This window comes from Rhizobium oryzihabitans (genome assembly GCF_010669145.1).
GTDB lineage: Bacteria > Pseudomonadota > Alphaproteobacteria > Rhizobiales > Rhizobiaceae > Agrobacterium > Agrobacterium oryzihabitans.
In genome coordinates this window covers 3,108,610-3,127,181 of sequence record NZ_CP048632.1, presented here as the reverse complement: position 1 = coordinate 3,127,181, position 18,572 = coordinate 3,108,610, and the positions used below count along the sequence as shown (strand labels likewise).

12 protein-coding genes and 1 pseudogene are annotated in these 18,572 nt (G+C 60.7%); 7 read left to right on the top strand and 6 right to left on the bottom strand.

The features are described 5' to 3' along the window. Nucleotides 1–138 precede the first annotated feature (138 nt). Nucleotides 139–465: a hypothetical protein gene (locus G3A56_RS15635; RefSeq protein ID WP_082182617.1), complete on the top strand. Its 327-nt coding sequence runs from the start codon at nucleotides 139–141 to the stop codon at nucleotides 463–465. Nucleotides 466–665: 200 nt separating this feature from the next. Here G3A56_RS15635 and G3A56_RS15630 read toward each other — a convergent pair whose 3' ends face one another. The 4 genes and pseudogenes from G3A56_RS15630 to G3A56_RS15615 form a co-directional block, all read right to left on the bottom strand. Beyond that, nucleotides 666–4,397: an AsmA family protein gene (locus G3A56_RS15630; RefSeq protein WP_082182618.1), complete on the bottom strand. Its 3,732-nt coding sequence runs from the start codon at nucleotides 4,395–4,397 to the stop codon at nucleotides 666–668. Nucleotides 4,398–4,488: 91 nt separating this feature from the next. After that, complete coding sequence (locus tag G3A56_RS15625; RefSeq protein WP_082182619.1) at nucleotides 4,489–5,901, bottom strand: FAD-binding oxidoreductase; 1,413 nt, start codon at nucleotides 5,899–5,901, stop codon at nucleotides 4,489–4,491. Between the two features lie 132 nt (nucleotides 5,902–6,033). Further along, the gene (locus tag G3A56_RS15620) at nucleotides 6,034–9,183 is read right to left on the bottom strand and encodes an efflux RND transporter permease subunit (RefSeq protein WP_082182620.1); all 3,150 of its coding nucleotides are present in this window, start codon (nucleotides 9,181–9,183) and stop codon (nucleotides 6,034–6,036) included. After that, nucleotides 9,180–10,330, bottom strand: a pseudogene (locus G3A56_RS15615) (efflux RND transporter periplasmic adaptor subunit). The gene G3A56_RS15620 and the pseudogene G3A56_RS15615 overlap by 4 nt, the downstream one beginning before the upstream one ends. Before the next feature lie 237 nt (nucleotides 10,331–10,567). Between G3A56_RS15615 and G3A56_RS15610 the strand changes: the two are divergent. The 5 genes from G3A56_RS15610 (at nucleotide 10,568) to G3A56_RS15590 (ending at nucleotide 15,649) form a co-directional block, all read left to right on the top strand. After that, nucleotides 10,568–10,978, top strand: a complete 411-nt coding sequence (locus tag G3A56_RS15610; RefSeq protein WP_082182622.1) for a carboxymuconolactone decarboxylase family protein — start codon at nucleotides 10,568–10,570, stop codon at nucleotides 10,976–10,978. 102 nt (nucleotides 10,979–11,080) lie between these two features. After that, nucleotides 11,081–13,555 (top strand): ATP-dependent helicase, encoded by a 2,475-nt coding sequence (locus G3A56_RS15605; RefSeq protein WP_082184471.1) that lies wholly within the window; start codon nucleotides 11,081–11,083, stop codon nucleotides 13,553–13,555. A gap of 103 nt (nucleotides 13,556–13,658) precedes the next feature. Further along, nucleotides 13,659–14,471 (top strand): glycosyltransferase family 25 protein, encoded by an 813-nt coding sequence (locus tag G3A56_RS15600; protein WP_082182623.1) that lies wholly within the window; start codon nucleotides 13,659–13,661, stop codon nucleotides 14,469–14,471. A 273-nt stretch (nucleotides 14,472–14,744) separates the two neighbouring features. Then, nucleotides 14,745–15,227 carry a DMT family transporter gene (locus G3A56_RS15595; RefSeq protein WP_082182625.1) on the top strand — a complete coding sequence of 161 codons (483 nt, stop codon included), beginning with the start codon at nucleotides 14,745–14,747 and terminating at the stop codon, nucleotides 15,225–15,227. After that, on the top strand, nucleotides 15,224–15,649 hold the full coding sequence (locus G3A56_RS15590) for a DMT family transporter (RefSeq protein ID WP_082182626.1): 426 nt from the start codon (nucleotides 15,224–15,226) through the stop codon (nucleotides 15,647–15,649). Before G3A56_RS15595 ends, G3A56_RS15590 begins: the two co-directional genes overlap by 4 nt. 32 nt (nucleotides 15,650–15,681) lie before the next feature. On the opposite strand, the gene G3A56_RS15585 is transcribed toward G3A56_RS15590, so the two are convergent. Continuing rightward, nucleotides 15,682–16,947, bottom strand: a complete 1,266-nt coding sequence (locus tag G3A56_RS15585; RefSeq protein ID WP_082182627.1) for a DUF2778 domain-containing protein — start codon at nucleotides 16,945–16,947, stop codon at nucleotides 15,682–15,684. 457 nt (nucleotides 16,948–17,404) lie between these two features. On the opposite strand from G3A56_RS15585, the gene pncA reads away from it, so the two are divergent. Further along, on the top strand, nucleotides 17,405–18,031 hold the full coding sequence (pncA, locus tag G3A56_RS15580; RefSeq protein WP_082182628.1) for a bifunctional nicotinamidase/pyrazinamidase: 627 nt from the start codon (nucleotides 17,405–17,407) through the stop codon (nucleotides 18,029–18,031). A gap of 198 nt (nucleotides 18,032–18,229) precedes the next feature. Here the strand turns inward: pncA and G3A56_RS15575 are convergent, their stop codons facing one another. Next, nucleotides 18,230–18,466, bottom strand: coding sequence for a DUF2164 domain-containing protein (locus G3A56_RS15575; RefSeq protein WP_035220545.1), 237 nt, complete (start codon nucleotides 18,464–18,466; stop codon nucleotides 18,230–18,232). Nucleotides 18,467–18,572 lie beyond the last annotated feature (106 nt).

Sequence of the window (18,572 nt, the reverse complement as noted above, 5' to 3'; positions counted from 1 at the left end):
AAACTCGTAACGCGGTGAAAGCATTCATTAAACATTAGCTGATTAATCTGCGCTCCAAGGCATCCCCGTATTGCGTAGCCTTGCTTTAAATTTCTGTTTCAGACCTTTCAAATCCACACTTCCGCCACGAGGCGCCCCATGGCTTCCGCCGTTTCGGGAACGAGCATCGCTGTTTCCGTCCTCTCCTCCTCAACCTCGTCTTCAACCGTTTCCGAATTAAAAGCGCAGATTGCCGAAAAGCAGTCGGAGCTTTCCCAGGCCACCGAAGCGAAAGCCCAGGAAGAGCTGAAGAGCGCAATCGCATCTATGAAGGCTGAGCTCGAAGCGCTCGAAAACAGCGCCGACAGATCGGCCTCCCCAGGCGAAAGCGCGGACAAGCCCATCCTGTCCGGAGAAAGCAGCAGGATCGGCACCAAAAATTTCGACGCCAATACGCCTTTCGGCGAGCGCGAAAGCTGGATTTGACGGGCTATCGGATAATTTTGGCAAAGCAGTTGAAGCGTCACGTATCCGGACCGCTCCAAAATTCATCCTGAGACAAAGTCTCTAACCTCTCGCCAAACGCCTTGTCATCCTCGGGTCAGGCCCGAGGATGACGAGGTGTTTGGGGAAGGGTTTCATAACTTCTGCAACCGGCAGAACGATTGCTGCCCATCGCGAAAAACTTACGGATTAGCCGGCGCGTTTTCCGGCGAAAGTTCCCTGATGGCGTTCTCCGTCGGCGGCACAATCAAAACAGGTGCGGACTGTCGCTCGGGAGCGGGCTGTTGCTGTTGCTGTTGCTGTTGCTGTTGCTGTTGCTGTTGCTGCTGCAACCGCTCCTGCTGTTCCTTTTCCTGTCGAAGCCGCTCCTCGGCCGCGGCCTTCAGCCGCGCCTCCTCTTCCGCCTTGGCCCTGGCTTCCGCCTCCACCCGCTCCTTCTCCGCCTGACGTTCGGCCGCCTCGAAACGGTAGAGAGCCACCTCGCGGCGCAGGCGCTGTTTTTCAAGAACGCTTGCCTGCATGGCTTCGACGCGGCGGCGTTCCTTTTCGAAAGCCCGAAGCGACAGATAGTTGCTGAGTGCCGAAACATCGGTCGTCAAAGCCGGTGCGGCAAGCGGGCCGTTGTAGTTGAGGCGTACCGACGGTTCGGCCCCGGCGACCGTCTCCGTGCCGGGATTGAAGAGAAGATCAAGGTCGCCATTCACGGTCGAAGCGGCAATATCGACCGTCGCATCGGCAGTCAGCGTCACCGGATCGATCCCGGCGCGCAAATTCTGGAAGTGAAGCGCGCCGCCATTCAGCGAGAAAGGCAGGGCCACATCGCCGAGCGCAACTTCACCCTGCCAGAGGCTCTGGTCGACCAGCGGCCGCACCTTGGGCGCGTCGATCGGTTGCTGCAGACCATCCGCCCCTTGCAGGATCGGCGGAAAGGCGCCGGGATTGAGACCCTTGAGAACCAGTCCACTGGCACGGATTTCACCCGAGCCACCTGCCGATTTCAGGATCTCGGCAACACTTTTGCCAGTCGATTCAGCGGTCAGGTCAATCGCCACCCGGCCGGTCGCGACCGGGCCATTGGCGTTCGCCCATAATATCGGCTCCGGATTGGCGTCGGCCACCGCGATCTTGGTGCGAAAGATGCCCGCCCCCTGCCCCGTGGACATGGCGAGCCGCCCGCTCAGCTTGCCGCCCATGAAGGTGCCGGCAACTTCGTCAAGCGCCAGACTGCCCTCATCATGCGTGACCTTGGCCGAAAGGCCGGTGACAGTGCCGAAGGGACCAGCCTCGAAGCTCTCCGCCTTCAGCGATAGCGACGCCTTGAGCTGCGGGAAAGCCGGCATGGCAAGAGGCTTGGCATCGAGCGCGCCGGTTTCCGGATCGATCACCGGTCCGTAAATCGCGTCTCCCAACCAGGCGAGATCGGCAGTTCTGACGGCAAGGTCGCCGGTAACGGGATAGGGCGCGGCACGTTCAACCGTCAGATTGCCCGAGAACGGGTTGCCGCCAGCCTGCCCGCCGATCCCGGAAAGAGCAATCTTCTCTCCATCCACCGCCACTTTGCCATTGGCCTTCAACGCCATGCCGCCGCCAAGCTGCGGCAGGCCCACGGCGTTCATGATGAGATATGGCTCGATATCGGCGCTTTCGAGCGCCACATCCGCACTGCCCTCACCGAAATTGGCGGCCGCAACGGCAAAGGAGCCATTCATCGAAAAATGCGTGCGCTCCGTCGAGAAGCGGATATCGGTCTGGGCGGGCGAACCGAGCGTGCCATTGAGCTTGATGGAAAGAAGCCCCTCCCCATCCGCATCAAACGGCAATGGATCAAGCCCGGCCTGCCCGAACAGGATGGCCGTCGACTGGTTTTTCAGGACCGCTTCAAGAGACATCGCGGTGTCGTCGGTGATCGACAGGAAATCCGGCATCTTGGCGACGGCCGACAGGCGGCTGCCATTGACGGTGCCAGAAACCGCGACATTGGCGCCGCCGTTCTCGCTGTTGACCGAAACATCCATGGCAAGGTCGGAATTGGCGTACCAGGGCGCACTCGCCGCCAGACGGCTGAGGAATGGATGATCTGGCAATTTCTGCTGCAGCATGGTGAAGAACGGCTGCATGTCCGTCGCATGCAGGTTCACCGTGCCCTTGCCCGCATATTTCAGCAGCGAGCCCTGCAACTGCCCCTTCGCCTTGACTTCAGCACCGGCAATATCGCCCGCCGTCATCTTTTCAAGCGAGAGAACGCCGCCCGCCATGGTGAAGGCGGTTTCGACGTGATTTGCGGTTACGCCGGCCATATTGAACCGGTCGGCCTTGAACTTGGCATCGATACGATGGTCGAGAACCGAACTGCCGACCTGGTCGCCAAGCGCCAGGCTGCCGAGGGCCTTCAGGGCATCGAGGTCGATCTCGTTGCCAGCAAGATCGATCGAAAGATTGGAGGTCTTGCCGTCCGAGCGCCGTTCCAGCTGCCCCTTCAGCGAAGCGTCGCCAATCGCAAGCTCGAGATTGTCGAAACGCTGGTTGAGCGTCGTCAGAGAGACATCGGCTGAAAAACCGGCGGCATTGAGCTGGCGGATCGCCGGATCGACGGAACCGGAAAGCCAGTTTGCCAGACCCGAAGGCTGGTTGGAGGCGAGGAGAAGATTGCCGTTGAAAGCGGGGCCGCCGAGCAGCGTCAGCGATCCCTTGGCCTCCAGCTGCGTCCTGCCGGGCAGCGTCGCCACGGCGTTCACCACCTGCCAGCCGCTACCGTCGGGGCGCACATCCAGCCGGATGTCGCGAATGGTCGTGTCGTCGGAAACGAGCGCCGGAAGGCTGATGCTGGCCTTGCCCGGAACCGGCGGAACCGGAATGCGGGCAACCATCGCGGCAAAAGCCTCGATACGCTGGCGCACGGAGGCGGTTGGCTGGCGCGAGGTCTTGCCCGTCTGCACGACGGGCGGCGCGAAACGGGCGACATCGATCTGCTGGCCATCCGCCGTCAGCAGGAATTCCGGCTTGGCCCCGGTATCGAGCGTCGCCTCGCCGGTCACGACATAAGGATTTTCGCTGCCGCCGAGTTCCATGCGGTAGCTCGGTATGCGCACGCTTTCATTCGTCAGCTCGAAACTGCCGCGGGTGCGCGGCGAGGAAAAGAGCGATTGTCCAGCCTGCTGCTTCTGCTTTTCGTCTTCGCGGAAACTGAACGAGAAAGAACCGCTATAGGCGGGTTTTCCAGCTGTCGCGGCAATCGCACCATCCAGATCAACCTCGACCGGATGCTCGTCCGGCACCACACGGACCCGCAGGCCCATGCGCCCGGCTGCATAATCCGGCTCGCTGCTGGAGAGCGAGAACGAGCCGGGATGCCCGTCAACCGCGGCACGCCCCTCCGCCTTCCATGGCCCGGCCAGCGAATTGGCGGACATGTCGGCATTGAGACCGGTCACCACGCGGTTGCGGCCGGATTGCTCGTCGATGAATTCGATCTGCCCGCCTTCGATCTGCACGCTTTCCAGAACCACGGTGCGGGCTGGAATTTCCGCCCGGCTGCCGCGCATCCAGTCCAGAGTGCCATCTTTCAGCAACCTGATCTTGGCCTTGGGCTCCTCGATGCGCATATCGAAGATGCGCGCTTCACCGGAAAGGAAAGGTGCCAGTTCGGCATCCATGGAAAAACGGGCGACCTGAATGAGCGGCGATCCATCTGCATCCGTTCCGGCGCGCACATCATGCAGCGTCACAGAAGGGAACGGAAGAAGTCGGGCCTCGACACGGCCATGCACCACCACCTTCTTGCCCAGAATGCGGCTTGCCTGATCCTCGAAATCACGGCGGAAATCCGTCCAGTCAACGAAATAGGGAATAAGCAGCGCCGAAAACAGCACCACGGCCAGCAGTCCGCCCAGAAAAACCAGAATACGCCCGAGCACTGACCTGCATCTCCCTTCGCGAACGCTGCAAACCTATTCTTATTTGCCTTAACGGCAAGCAGCCTTTTGTACCAATCAATTGTGAGAATGATCAGAGAAGACGGAACAACTTGCCCGGATTGAAGATATTATCGGGATCGAGCGACGTTTTGATGGCACGCATCACATCGAGCGCATTTCCCGCCTCTTCGGCCAGAAAACTCATCTTACCCTGGCCGATGCCGTGTTCACCGGTGCAGGTGCCGTCCATGGCGATGGCCCGGCGGTTGAGGCGGGCGACGAAGGCTTCGGTTTTCGAAACGCTTTCGGCATCCTTGCCATCGAACAGGATGAGCACATGGAAATTGCCGTCGCCCGCATGGCCGACGATCGGTGCCAGAAAGCCGTTTTCCGCAATATCCTGCTGGGTTTCCACCACGCAGTCCGCCAGCCGCGAAATCGGCACGCAGACATCGGTGGAAAGTCCGTCGAGGTGGGGGGCAAGCGCCCGCGATGCCCAATAGGCGTCATGACGCGCTTTCCAGAGCTTGTTGCGTTCTGCCGCATCGCTGGTCCAGCGGAAATCGACACTGCCGCATTCGGCAGCGATCTCGGCAAACTGCTGCGATTGCAGCGCCGCTGTCTCCTCGGTGCCGTGGAACTCCACAAACAGCGTCGGCTTTTCAGCGTAATTCAGGCCGGAATAGACGTTGCAGGCGCGCACCTGCACCTCATCAAGCAATTCGATGCGGGCAACCGGAACACCCATCTGGATCGTCATGATGACGGCATCGCAGGCCGCCTTGATGCTGTCGAAGGTGCAGACGCCACCGGCGATCTTTTCCGGAATTCCCTGCAGCCGCAGCGTGACCGAGGTCAAAACCCCGAGCGTGCCCTCAGCGCCGACGAATAGCCGCGTCAGATCGTAACCGGCGGACGACTTGCGGGCACGGCGCGCAGTGCGGATTTCCTCGCCATTGGCGACAACAGCGGTGACGGCCAGAACATTGTCCTTCATCGTGCCATAACGCACGGCATTGGTGCCGGAAGCACGCGTGGAAGCCATGCCGCCGATGGACGCGTTAGCGCCCGGATCGATCGGAAAGAACAGGCCGGTATCGCGCAGATAGACGTTGAGGTCTTCGCGTGTGACACCCGGTTCCACCGTCACATCCAGATCTTCGGCATTCACCTGAAGGATACGATTCATCCGGCTGAAATCGATGCAGATTCCGCCACTGGGCGCATTGACCTGCCCTTCCAGCGATGAGCCCGTACCGAAGGGAATGACCGGCACCTTATAGTGCGCGCAGGCCTTCACCACGGCTTTCACATCGTCTGAGCTTTCGGCAAAGACGACGCCGTCAGGCGCCTGCAAGGTGAGATAGGTGGTGGTGTGGCCATGCTGCTCACGAAAAGCCTGGCCGGTCTGGAGCTTGTCGCCCAGCTGCTGCTTCAGCACCGCCAGCGCAGAGGCGATGCCCTCTTCGTTGCGTTTTCCCGCCACCACATCTTTCAGCGCCATCGTCCATCTCCACCGCAAGATACCGCCGTAACGGACTCGACCCGTTACGAAATTCCGTTGCGTGGTATGGGATAAGGTTAACGCTTTGTCCAGCATCGCGGGCGCGCCAAACAGCGTTTGGCGCAGCAGTTTTTATTCCGCCGCCAGCAGCTGCTTGTCCTCTTCCAACGCCTTGCGGCGCGCGGCAAGCTCCAGTTCACGGTGGAGGCGGATTTCCTCATCCGCCTGCGGCTTGGCGAAACGGGCGATCAGGAGATAGGAGACCGGGGTGATGTAGAGCGTCACCAGCGTCGCAAAGCCGAGACCGCCGACAATGACCCAGCCGAGTGCGATGCGTGCTTCCGCGCCAGCACCCTGCGCCAATACCAGCGGAACGCCGCCGAGAATGGTCGCGATCATCGTCATCATCACGGGGCGCAGGCGAATGCTCGTCGCCTTTTCGATGGCTTCGCGCACGGTAGCACCCTGATCGCGCAGATGATTGGCGAATTCGACGATGAGAATGCCGTTCTTCGCCATCACGCCGACGAGAAGCACAAGGCCGATCTGGCTGTAGACGTTGAGGCTCGATCCGGTGACAAGCAGCGCGATGACGGCGCAGGCAAGACCAAGCGGCACCGTCGACATGATGATGACCGAGCTCAGCACGCTTTCGAACTGCGCGGCCAGCACGAGGAAGATGATGGCGATGGCGAAACCGAAGGTCAGCAGCATGCCGCTCGAATTTTCCTCGAGCGTCGCCGCCTCGCCGAGCGGCAGCAGGCGGGCGCCGGCCGGCAGCACGGATTGCGAAAGCTCATTCACCTTCTGCAGCGCCTCGCCGAGCGAAACGCCCTCCTTGAGATTAGCGGTAAAGCCGACAGAGGGAAGCTGCTGTTCGCGGTTCAACTGCGGCGCAACCGCATTCTCCTTGAGCGTGGCGATAACGGACATCGGCACGATCTTGCCGTCGCCCGTTTTCAGGAAGACGTTCTCAAGATCGGTCGGATCGTTGATCGGCCGAGTGGAGGACAGCAACCGGACGGGGATCGCATCACCATCCACGAAGACGTCGACAATCGAGCGCCCTTCCAGAAGCGATTGCATGGCGCGCGACAGACCGGTGATATCGATGCCGAGATCGGAAGCGCGCTCGCGGTCTATGGAAACAGACAGCTGCGCCTGGTTGGGCTCATTGTCGAAACGCGGCGTGTCGAACAGGCCGCTTTCCTCCATGGAAAGCAGCAATTTCTGCGTCGCGGCAGTCAGTGCCTGATAGTTGCTGCCGACCATCGCCATCTGCAGCCCGTTGCCGGCACCGCGAATGCGCAGACTGTTCGGCTGCATCGCATTGCCCCGCAGCGCCGGCACCTTGTTGGCGGCGGAGGTGACATCGGCGGCAATCTGGTTCTGCGTGCGTTCGCGATCGGCCCAGGGGGCGAGCGTCAGCACCATGAAACCGGTATTGGAAGAGCCGTTCATGCCGGTGATGGAGTAGATATTGCGGATTTCACCGCTGTCACGCAGCGGCTGGAGGTTTTCCTCGATCCGCTGCAGCTGGTCGCGGGTATATTCGAGGCTGACGCCTTGCGGCGCGGTGACCCGCATCATGATCGAAGCGCGGTCCTCGCGCGGCGTCAGCTCGTTCTGGATCATGCCGAAGGCGATCCACGACAGGCCTGAGAAAATCAGCGCCACGACGATGACGATCAGAGGATTATTGAGGCAGGCGGAAAGGGTCGACTTGTAGGTGGAGGCAAAGACATTGCCGAACCATGCGAGCGGCCCCGTCGGCTCTTTCAGCCCCTCCTTCAGCATGCGCGAGGCAAGCATCGGGCAGAGCGTCAGCGCCACGACGGAGGACAGGCCAACGGCGAAGGCGAGCACGAAACCGAACTCGCGGAACAGGCCGCCAAGCTGGCCCGGCAGGAAGGAGAGCGGAATGAACACGGCGGCAAGCGTCGCCGTCGTTGCGATAACGGCGAAGAACACTTCCTGTGTGCCGAGAACGGCGGCGGCGCGCGGCCCCATGCCTTCCGCGCGGCGGCGCACGATGTTTTCCAGCACCACGATCGCATCATCGACCACGAGACCCGTGGCGAGAACAATGGCGAGCAGCGTCAGGATATTGACCGAGAAGCCCACCATATAGATTGCGACGATGGTGCCGATAAGCGCCACCGGCATGGTGATCGCGGGAATGAGGGTCGCCCGCCAGTCGCGCAGGAACAGATAAAGCACCACGACGACGATGATCGCCGAGAGACCGAGCGCCAGCTCGACCTCGTGTAGCGCGCCTTCGATGAAGACGGCATCGTCACTGGTCACGACGATGCGCGTGCCTTCCGGCAGGTTGGCCGACATGGCGGCCACAGCGGCCTTCACGCCGGTGGAGATGTTGAGCGTGTTCGACTGCGCCTGCCGGATGACACCGAGACCGACACCCTGCACGCCGTTGGAGCGCAGCGAGGTGGATTCGTCGTCCGCGCCCAGCATGACGGTTGCAACGTCACGCAGGCGGATATTGTCCTTGATGAGAAGGTTGGAAAAATCCTCCGGCTTCGTCAGGCTGGCGGTGGCGCGCACGACGATATCCTGCGTAGCACTTTTCAGCGATCCCGCCGGCACGTCGAGGGCAGCGCTTGCAAGCGCATTGGAAACATCGGTCACGGTCAGGCCACGGCTGGCGAGCGCGGCCTGGTTGAGATCGACGCGGAAAACCTTTTCCTGGTCGCCGTAAAGCTCAACGTCGGCCACGCCATCGACGGCGGCCAGACGGTCGATCACCTCGTCATCCACGAGCTTGGTCAGATCTTCCATGCTGAGCGTGGAGGATGTGACGGCAAGACGCATGATCGGCTGGCTGTCGGAATCCGCCTTGATGATCTGCGGCTCGTCGGCGTCATCGGGCAGCTGGTTGGTGACGCGGCCAATGGCATCGCGCACATCGTTTGCGGCAACGGCCAGATCGACATTGTCGCCGAATTCCAGCGTTACGCGGCTGGTGCCGAACTGCGAGTTGGAGGAGATGGATTTGACGCCGCTGACGCGCGCCACCGCACCCTCAATCGTCTGCGTCACTTCCTGATCGATGGTTTCCGGCGCCGCCCCCTCATAGGTCGTCCTGACGCTGATGGTCGGCCTGTCCACGTCAGGCAACTCGCGCACTTCCACGCCGACCAGCGCGGCAAGGCCGGCAACGACGAGCAGCGTATTGATAACCGCCGCCAGAATGGGGCGGCGAACGAACAATGCGGTAAAGGCGAGCTTGGAATCCTTAGGCGGAGGCGACTGCGTCGTCATTGGCTGGCGACCTCCTCGGGCTTCGGCTGGTTGGCAACGCGCACCGCGCCGCCTTCACGCACCCGCTGCAGTCCCTCGGTCACGACGAGGTCGCCTTCCGCCAGCTCTGCTTTCAAGAGAACGGCGTCGGGATTGCGCTGCACGATCTGCACGCGCACCTTGCCGGATTTCTTGTCGGTCACGCGCCAGACATAGGAGCCCTCGGCATCCCATTGCACGGCAAGCGGATCGACGGAAGCATAGGTCTCACCGGCAAAACGCATGGTGACGCCGAAGGACATGCCGGCGCGCAACTCATCCTTGTCGTTGCCGAGCCGCGCCCGGATGCGGATCGTGCGGCTCGCCTGATCAACGCGGTTGTCGACAGCCTCGACCTCGCCGTGGAACGTCTCGCCGGGCGGGAAATCGAGGTGGCTTCCACCGGCATTCCAACCGTGATCGCGGTTGCGAACCGTTCCGGCGCCCAGAAGTTGACCAGAATTTCCGAACGGTCGTCAATGCTGACGATGGTTGATTGCGTGGTGACATTGTCACCGATATTGGCAGCGACGATACCGGCCACACCCTCGATCGGGGCAACGATATCGCGGCGCTTGAGGTTCAGCTCGGCGGTGCTCAGCGCAAGCTTTGCCGCTTCCTCGGCAATCTCCGCATCCAGCACATCAAGGCGGGAAACGGATTTCAGGTTCTTGTAGGAACTGGATTTTTCAACGGCGCTGCGCAGCGCGACCTGCGCCTTGTCCCGCTCGATCACCTGCTCCTCGTCGTCGAGCCTTGCGAGCACCTGCCCCTTCACGACGCGCGCGCCGGAGGAAATACGGATTTCCGAAAGCGTGCCTGATGTCTGCGGCATGACGACGACGGACTGGATCGCCTCACCATTACCGATGGCGTTCAGCCTGTCATTAACCGTGCCCTTCTTGACGGGAGCGGTCACGATCAGCGTCGCATTGTCGTTACGACGTCCGCCGCCGGCATTCTGGCCGGAACCGGGCGTCGCGGCGGCAACCTCAACGGCGCCGGCAGGCGTTTTGCCGATCCCGATGCTGGCCAGCACATTGCGGGCTTCGGGCGAATAAAAGCCCCAGAGACAGAGCCCTGTTCCCACCACGGCAAGACTGACACCCACCTGTTTCCAGACCCGCATATATTTCTCCGGTTGATCCGCGCAGCAAAATGCATTCCCGAAAACGGCACGTTCCGGGACAGGTGCAGTATTCCCGCTTGGCAGGGGCAAGGCAACGCACAAATCCGTTCCTTACGTAATTGTAATTTGAGCGCAATTGCCGCCCGGCAGCGCTTAACGGCAATCGGCCCGCGCATTCCTGTCGTAAATATCCGTCGTTGGGCTAATCTCTCGTGAAACCATGACCGGAGTAAAACCATGAGCACCGTGACGAAAACCGAAAACCCTGAAGCCAGCCCACGCGTCAAAGCGGTGTTCGATGATATCCGCACCACCCGTAAATCGGATTTCATCAACAATATGTGGCTCTATCTCGCCTTCGACCCTGATCTCCTGGAAAAGACCTGGGCTGAGGTCAAGGCGGTCATGGCAACACCCTCAGCACTCGATCCGCTCGTGAAGGAAATGCTCTATATCGCCGTCTCCGTCACCAACGGCTGCTCCTATTGCGCCCACTCCCACACCGCGGCTGCAAAGGCCAAGGGCATGACAGGCGAACAGCATGCAGATCTGATGCGGGTGATCGCCCTTGCCGCCAAGACCAACCAGCTGGCCGTGGCGCTGCAATTGCCCGTGGATGCGGCTTTTGATGCCGACAGGCAGTCTTGAGACGAAGAAAATGCCTTGGAATAGGCGTTTTGACTGATGATACCGGAATAAAAGCAGAACACGGTTCTGGCCTTTATATCTCGAATCACTACATTGGGCCGCATGAGCAACAGTTTTGACGATATGCCGTTCTTCGACGAAGAACCCGTGGCGCCACGCAGGGCGACGAAAAATGAAGGCGCGGCGGACGGCGGCGGCCTCGGCATTGCCGCGCGTGCCATGGCGGCGCGCGATCAGACCCGCGCGGCTCCCGACTATCTTGCCGGTCTCAACCCGGAGCAGCGCGAGGCCGTGGAAACGCTGGATGGCCCGGTTCTGGTGCTTGCGGGTGCCGGCACCGGCAAGACCCGCGTTCTGACCACCCGCATCGCCCATATTCTGGCCACCGGCCGTGCCTACCCCAGCCAGATCCTTGCCGTGACCTTCACCAACAAGGCGGCGCGCGAGATGAAGGAACGTATCGGCGTTCTGGTCGGCGGCGCGGTTGAAGGCATGCCCTGGCTCGGCACCTTCCACTCCATCGGCGTCAAGCTTCTGCGTCGCCATGCCGAACTCATCGGCCTGAAGTCTGATTTCACCATTCTCGATACCGACGATGTGGTGCGGCTAATCAAGCAGCTCATCCAGGCCGAAGGTCTGGATGACAAGCGCTGGCCCGCAAAGCAGTTCGCCGGCATGATCGACGGTTGGAAGAACAAGGGGCTGACGCCGCCGGATATTCCGGAGGGCGACAGCCGCGCCTTCGCCAATGGCAAGGGCCGCGAGCTTTACACCGCCTATCAGAACCGGCTGAAGACGCTGAACGCCTGTGACTTCGGCGATCTTCTGCTGCACCCGATCAGCATCTTCCGCCGCCACACCGATATTCTGAAGGAGTATCACCAGAAGTTCCGTTACATCCTGGTGGATGAATATCAGGACACCAACACGGCGCAATATATGTGGCTGCGGCTTCTCGCACAGCGCGCCAAGGGCGAGCCGCAGAACGTCTGTTGTGTTGGTGACGACGACCAGTCGATCTATGGCTGGCGTGGAGCCGAAGTGGACAATATCCTCCGCTTCGACAAGGATTTCCCCGGCGCCAAGGTCATCAAGCTCGAACGCAACTACCGCTCCACCGAGCATATTCTCGGCACCGCCGGCCATCTGATCGCCCATAATGAGGGGCGTCTCGGCAAAACGCTGTTCACCGAACGCAGCAGCCCCGACGATGAAAAGGTGGTCGTGCATGCGGCATGGGATTCCGAAGAGGAAGCCCGCGCCGTCGGCGAGGAAATAGAGCAGCTCCAGCGCAAGAACCACAAGCTGAACGACATGGCCATTCTCGTTCGCGCCTCCTTCCAGATGCGCGAATTCGAAGACCGCTTCGTCACGCTTGGCCTCAACTATCGCGTCATCGGCGGGCCCCGCTTCTACGAGCGTCTCGAAATCCGCGATGCGATGGCCTATTTCCGGCTCGTGTGCCAGCCGGCCGACGATCTGGCCTTCGAGCGTATCGTCAATACGCCGAAGCGCGGCCTTGGCGATACGACCATCCGCAATCTGCATGATTACGCCCGCGCCCGCGATATTCCGATGCTGGCTGCGGCAACCGACATCATCGAAACCGACGAGCTGAAACCCAAGGCGCGCAAAGCGCTGTTCGATGTGGTACAGGATTTCCGCCGCTGGCAGGGTCTTCTTGAAAACACCGAGCACACCACACTTGCCGAGCAGATCCTTGACGAAAGCGGCTATACCGCCATGTGGCAGGCCGACAAGACGGCCGAAGCGCCCGGACGGCTGGAAAACCTGAAGGAACTCATCCGCTCGATGGAAGCCTTCGAAAGCATGCGCGGCTTCCTCGAGCACGTCGCCCTCGTCATGGATGCCGAGCAGAACGAAAATCTCGATGCCGTGTCCATCATGACGCTGCATTCCGCCAAGGGTCTGGAATTCGATACCGTCTTCCTTCCCGGCTGGGAAGAAGGCCTGTTTCCGCACCAGCGGGCGCTGGACGAAGGTGGCCGCTCCGGTCTGGAGGAAGAACGCCGCCTCGCTTATGTCGGCATCACGCGCGCCAAGAAGCTCTGCCATATCTGGTTCGTGTCGAACCGCCGCATTCATGGCCTGTGGCAATCCACCCTGCCCTCCCGTTTCCTCGACGAATTGCCGCCCGCCCATGTGGATGTTGCGGCATCCGACAGCAATTACGGCGGTTATGGCGGACGCGGCGGCTACGGCCAGTCCCGTTTCGACAAAGCCGAACCCTTCGCCAATAATTATTCCACCCCCGGCTGGAAACGCGCGCAGCAGAACCGCTCCGACGCGACCCGCGACAATTGGGGCACGCGCTCCGGCCATGCGGTGGAGCGGATCGGTTATGGCGAAAGCGGCCCGCGCACCCGCACGATCGACGGCGAACTGGTAGCGAAATCCGTCGCCGATACACCGTCGAAATTTGTGGTCGGCGACCGCGTTTTTCACATCAAGTTCGGCAATGGCAACATCTCCGCCATCGAAGGCAACAAGCTGACCATCGATTTTGACCGCGCCGGACAAAAGCGCGTGCTGGATGGATTTGTGGAAAAGGTTTGATTCAACAACTATGAGTGCCCGAAACCAGCTTTTTCCGTAGCCCGCGTCGCGCCGTTGCAATAAAGGAGTTGCAACAGGGTGCAGAAACCGGGCGAGGACTGCTTTGCATATCTTACCGAAAAGCCAGCGCAGGCTTGCCGTTTTCCTGATCAATATGGATAGCGCCACCAAGCGCCTCGAGGACATGAACGCACGCCTCGACGCCATCGGGCTGAAGGCGGAGCGCGTTCCGGGCGTCAATGGCCGCGAACTGAATTATCCGATCCCGGAATTCAGCGAGCTGTCCTACATGCTCATGCATGGCCGCCGCACCTCGCCGCCGGAAATCGGCTGCTATCTCAGCCATGTCGCCTGCGCCAACCGGTTCATGGACGGCGATGCCGACATCGCGCTCATCCTTGAAGACGATGTCGTCTTCGACAATGATTTTATCAACGCTATCGATGAGGCGGTGCTGAATGGCGGCGACTGGGATCTGCTGCGGCTGACGACGGTCAGCAACGGCCGCAAATTTCCGTTCCGTCCGCTTTCCAATGGCCGCTCGCTCGCGATCGCATTGACGCGGGAAAAGGGTTCGGGCGCCTATCTCGTCAACCGCCGCGCCGGCAAGTGGATATCGAAGCTCATCCCCATGCGGTTGGCCTACGATATCGCGTTCGATCTGGAATATCTCGCCGGCCTGAAGGGCGCCTTCATCTATCCGCTCTGCGCCACGCAGGATGCGGACGGGGAAAGCCAGATCCAGAACAATCTGCGCATATACCGTTTGCCCCGCTGGCGTTATTTCACCGTGCTGCCCTATCGCGCCTATCTGGAAACCAGCCGTTTCCTCCTGCGCGGCCTCCGCTTCGCCATCGCCAGGCTGAGCGTTGCGCTGGAGCGCGGCAAGGGCAAGACCGTTCCCGCCAACAATTGACGGCCCCGGCTTAAACTTCGCCTGGCGTGAAGCCGACGAGATAGACCGCCGCAATCACGGCTGCGAGAATGAAAATCGAAATGACGAAAATCGTCATCCGGTTCAATGGTTTGCGCGTCGTTTTCTTCATGGTGGGATAATGCGTGGCCGGATCGCTTGTTCCGCAGCGCACAGGATAATGTCGCCTGAGGCAGTGAAACGGCGCAATTCGATTCCGCTTCAGGCCCATATCGGCTAAAGCTCGTTTCCATCTTCAGCTTTCCCCGGCCCACCATGACAGAAACGACGCATTCCCGCCTCAACCCGCTGCATCTTGCCGCCGCCTTCACCAGCGGCTGCCTTCTGACGCTGATGGTGCATTTCAACGGACAGCTTGCCCATTACGGCAATGCGCTTTTTTCCTCATGGACGGCGCATGGCACCGGCACGGTGGCGGCGCTGCTCTATCTGGCGATCAGGCGCCCGAAGAAAGATGCGAGCGTGGCAGAAAAGCCGAGGGCACCGCTCTGGGCCTATTGCGGGGGTGTCGTCGGCGCTGCCATCGTCGTCCTCACCTCCACCGCCGTCAATTCGCCGCTGGCGCTCTCCGGCACCATCGCGCTGGGTCTCGGCGGACAGGTGATCTTCAGCCTGTTGGCCGATCTTTTCGGCCTTTTCGGCCTGCCGAAACGGCGGCCGGATCTACGTGACATAGCAGCAGTGGCGCTGATCCTCTGCGGCAGCGCGCTCATCATTCTGGTCGGGAGAACGGCATGATCGTCTGGATCGCCATGGCTTTCACCGGCGGCGTCTTCGTTGCGCTCAGCCGACAGATCAACGGCCGCCTCAGCCTGTCCAACTCGCCGCTGATTGCTTCCTTCTGGAACCATGCCGTCGGGTTTGCGGTGCTGACAGTCATCGGCCTCATCGTCGGCGGTCTCATTCCGCCAGGTGCGGCAGACGCACCCTGGCTCGCCTTTATCGGCGGCCCGATCGGTGTTGTCTTCATCGCTTCGGGAAGCTGGTTGATCCCCCGCATCGGCGCGGTCAATACGGCGCTTCTGGTCATCAGCGGCCAGATGGTGTCAGGCGTCGTCCTTGATCTCTTCAGCGATCATCCACCGGAAATCTGGGCAAGCGCGCTCGGTATTCTGCTGATCCTCGGCGGCATGGTGCTGACGCAGCGGCGCGGCCGCTAGCCCACTTCCAGCAAGACGCGCAAATCAGGAACTCAGGAATCGCTGCCGCGCGAGAACATGCCGAGCAGGGTCTTGCCACCGCTTTTTCCGCCGCTGCTGGCGAGTGTCGGACGATTGCCGTTTAGCTTCGGCACTACCACCATGCGCTTCACTTCGCCGCGCTTGAAGGCCGCAAGGAAGCGGGAATAATCCCTGAACACCACGCAGCCATTCGATTCGCCGCGTTTCGCCAGCATGTAGGTATGGGCAAGAAGACCATCGCGGCCATGCGGATTGACACCGTTTTCCGGCGTCAGCCGAATGGCCTCGACGCCATGGAACCGCGCCTCACGCATTGTCAGCCTGTAGCTGGAAGGCGGCGTCGAGCCGCGCATTCTGACGTGAACATAGTCGGGATTGTCGCGCATCTTGCCGATGCCGGAATGCGCTTCCAGCTTCTCGCCGTTCGGCATGTGAACGACGCCGGAGGAGATATCGTAGATCGCCGTGCCGTTACCGCGATCCGGCCACGGAACCGCATCCATCTTGCTCGGCTCGCGCATCGGATTATCAGGCTTTGCAAAGGCGAGCATGGCGCCGGTGCTCTGTTTCGGCGGCTGCGGCGCACGCAGGGGAACAGGCGCATCGAAAGCAGGTGCGGAAGCAACTGCGGCCTTGGAGAGAGCGGGACGCGGCGATGGCTCCACGGTCTCGGCAGCCGCCACATCGGGCCTGAAGCTTGGAAGCGGCACGTCGTCCGGAAGCAGGCTGCTCGCCTCTTCCTCGATCTGCGGACGCGCCAGCGCCACTTCGAATGCCGGATGGGAAGCTGCACTCTGATAGGCAACCTCGGTGGTACGCCCAAGCGCGGAATCGACAATTGCCGAAGGCCTGAGTGCAGCAAGCTCCTTGACCGTCGCCTGCCCTTTCGCATTTGCAGCCGCACCGAAACGCTCGCCGAATTCCTTCGCGCCGATCTCGGGCATCATGCCGGCAAGGCGGACAGCCTTCTGCTGGCCATGGCTGTGGTCGCTCAGACGGGAAAACTTGCGGACGTGAATATCCCGCGCAACAGCCCGGTCGATCGCCGTCTCCGCGGAATCGAGCCTGGCCACCAGCGTCTTTTCAAACTGTCCGACGCCATGCGAAGCAGCCGCCATGCCGTGAAGCGAGGCGAAGGCAGCAAAGGCGAAAAGACCCGCAAAGGCACCACCGCCAAGCAGCGCCGACATTCGGCCAGGCGAAAAGGATTTGCTCTTCTTGGGGCAGGACGACCGGGCAGGACCGGCGCCATTATAGGCCGCAGCAGAAAACGCCATGATACTCGTTACTCGAACCGTTCACGCACAACCGGACAACGCCGGAGGGATTTTGGGGCATCCGAACAGCGGGCGGACACCACGCCTGTTTCGGAACTGACTGGTTCGAAGCATGACGAATTATGGTAACCAAAGTGTTTACGAGTCCCTGCAAAAATAATTCGTTAAGGTCTGCGCATTATCGGGCGAAGGCAAAACAATGACTTGCGTGGATAAGGCGTGCATCTGCACCGCCTCGTCCCGGAAAAATGCCCTCAAGGGCGTCATCGGCCTTTAAAGTTTCCGTCGCCGCATCGTCAGGTAAATTCCGACTTGGCCGGAAATTTGCTGCAAATGCGGCAGGAAAGCGACGGATATCGCTTTGCTGCAACGCCGTCATGCCTGCACAAAGGTTGAAAGAGCACTTGATCCGCCAGTGCCGGCTTGGCATCCTGCCCGCAAATAAGGGAGGAAAATCATGAAGGCGCTGCTGCTCATCGATATCCAGAACGGCTTTTGCCCAGGCGGCAATCTGGCCGTTGCCGAGGGTGACAGGGTCGTACCCGTTGCCAACGCCCTGATCGATAATGGCGGTTATGACCTGATCGTCGCCTCGCAGGACTGGCACCCGGAAAATCACGGCAGTTTCGCCTCGCAGCATCCCGGCAAGAAACCGTTCGACATGGGCGAACTCTCCGGCAAACCGCAGATGATGTGGCCGGACCATTGCGTGCAGGGCACGCCGGATGCGGAATTCCACCCCGATCTGAAGACAGACGCCTTCGACTACATCCAGCAGAAGGGCGAAAACCCCGCCGTCGACAGCTATTCCGCCTTTCGCGACAATGATCAGGGGGCAACCACCGGCCTTGCCGATTATCTGACCCGCCAGGGCGTGACGCAGCTTGATGTCTGCGGCCTCGCCACCGATTATTGCGTCAGTTTCTCGGTGTTCGATGCGCTCGACATGCTACCCGATGTCAAGGTGCGCTTCATCGAGGATGCAAGCCGCGGCATCGATCCACAGGGCATAAAGGCGTCGATCACCGCCATGCGGGAAAAAGGCGTGGCCATTCTCAGAAGTCGCGACATATTGCGCGACTGAAGCCCGTCACGTTTAATCGAATTCCACCTACACGATCCAAGAATTTCTTGTGACGGCGCATCCCCTCAACCTCATTCCTGTGCCTGTCACAGGAATCCAGCCGACGCACGTCTGCGCGGCGAAGAGACTCTTTTCAGCCCAAGGACTTGGTCTGGCTGAATCCCGTGACGGGCACAGGGATGAGGAAGGGAAGCGCCGTCAGCGCAGCCTCGGCTTCTCCAGCACGTCGATATCGCCCGCCGCGTCCTCCAAACGCCTCAGGATCGCGGCATGCGCATCCTTGAGGCCCTGATTGTAAAAGACATATCCAACTTCCTCGGCCAGAAATTCCACGAAGATTTCCGCCTGCAGCAGACCCATCTCGGTTTCCGTTTCCCGGGCAAGATAGTCCTTGATACGCGCGGCCAGGACCGCCTTTTCCTGCTTCTCAAGCATTCATCATCCGTCAATTCGTGAGTTGGGCGCCGATGCGCCGGGATGCAGCTAACGTAACGGATGCTTCAAGGGAATCAATCGATCCATTCATGCAATTTGTTTGCCA